At 35.8% G+C, this 1,696-nt stretch carries 1 protein-coding gene; it reads right to left on the reverse strand.

Annotated elements, in window-relative coordinates; genetic code table 11:
* Positions 1-119: 119 nt before the first annotated feature.
* The gene (locus AC59HZ_RS31235) at positions 120-1,592 is read right to left on the reverse strand and encodes an IS1182 family transposase (RefSeq protein WP_496549595.1); all 1,473 of its coding nucleotides are present in this window, start codon (positions 1,590-1,592) and stop codon (positions 120-122) included.
* Positions 1,593-1,696 lie beyond the last annotated feature (104 nt).

Below are 1,696 nucleotides of genomic sequence, written 5' to 3' on the forward strand. Positions count from 1 at the left end.
AGAGGGCACTGCAAAAAGGGCATAAATGCTATGCACTTTTAAATAAAAGCCCCTAGCTTATGAATTTTCATAAATTAGGGGCTTTTTTTTGTTGTGTGTTTATTCAAATGCCCCTATCCCTACTGGGATAGGACGTCGTGTAGCTTAATCATCCTCTTTACGTTAACTACAAAGGCAGTTAGAAATGTTTGTATTCGCATGCCAAACTGACCACGGTATTTAGCCCTGGTCATTCTATGTGCATTCTTTAATTCGGCGTTTTTATGTTCAATACGCGATCGAATACCTTTTCTTTGAAGATATTCATCCGATTCTAAGTATGCCATTTGTTGACTATGCTCTTCAGATTTGATGCTAATAGAATATGTTTTTTCTTTGGTATTGTTATAGCAACCTTCTCTAAATGGACATTGCTTACAAATGGACGTGTCAAAAAAAAAGGTTAGACATGGATTGGTATTTGTCCCAGTTCTTCCTGTTTTTGCTTTTCTGATACTAGGATGCCCTGCGGGGCATACTACCTCATCATTTTCCTTGTCATACTTAAATTTATCTTCTTCGCGTGTTCCGTATACTGCAGGATTTAACGGAATCGAAGCTTTAATCTCCTCAGTTTGAAGAAAGCTAAGATTTTCTTTACCAGAATATGCAGTATCTGCGAGTACTTCATTTATAGTTATTTGTTGGTCAATCGTCTTGTTCACTAAAGTTTGAAGCTGCTTTCCATCATCTTCATTCCCAGGAGTCACATGAATAGCAGTAATAATTTCCTCTTCAGTCATTGCAATATGATTTTTATATCCATAAAAAGTTCTAGACTTTGATTTCCTCCCAAAACGTGCATCATGGTCAACGGCAGATGAAATCCCTTTATTAGATAAGAGTCTCTCATCCTCAGTTATTTGTTTTACGATGTTTATTCTCTCGAGCAAGCTGCCTTCGGCATCTGGGAGTTTGTCCTCCAATAGAACATTTATCTCCGCTAAATATTGTAAAAGTTGTTTCGCTTTTTCTTCATCGGTTCCCTCTAATTTTGGAAACTTAGGAAGCTTTTTAAAAAGACTGGAATGCTGTTTCTTTACAGCTCTTAGTAGTCGATTAGCAGCTTTTTTAAGAACATCTAAAGGTTTCTCCTTTGCTGCGTTTGCGATAGTATGAGTTGAATCAATTATAAGAGCTTTAGACTGAATCAATCCTTTTTCTACACATTGTTTTACAACATGTTCTAATACCTTTTCAACTCGGTTAGCTCCTAATCTATGTACACGAAATCGGCTAAGTTGAGAAGAATCTGGTAAAGTGTCTTCTGGATTTAAACCTAAAAACCACTTATAAGCTAAATTGTATTGTGAATCCTCAATCACTCTTTCGTCAGATAAATTGTAAAGATATTGAAGAAAGAGGAGACGGAACAACAGTTCAGGCTCATTGGCAGGTCTACCGTAATACTTACAGTAAGTTTCTTCGACTAATTCATTTATAAAAGAAAAATCAACTAGTTCATGAACTCTTCTTAAAAGATGATCTTCTGGTACAAAAGAGTAAAGTTCCGAATGAAAGGATAAGCTTGATTGATTGTGATTTAGTAACATTGCAAAAACCCCGATACAGTTAAATGATATAACTTTATTTTAACAAAAAAACGCCCTAACGGGCGTTTCTTCTAAAAAATGTAAGTGTTTTGCAGTGCCCTCAA

This window comes from Neobacillus sp. DZ-9 (assembly GCF_059587065.1).

Coding starts and splice junctions, on each gene's coding strand:
- AC59HZ_RS31235 (WP_496549595.1), bottom strand. CDS start 1,592: ATGTTACTAAATCACAATCAATCAAGCTTATCCTTTCATTCGGAACTT.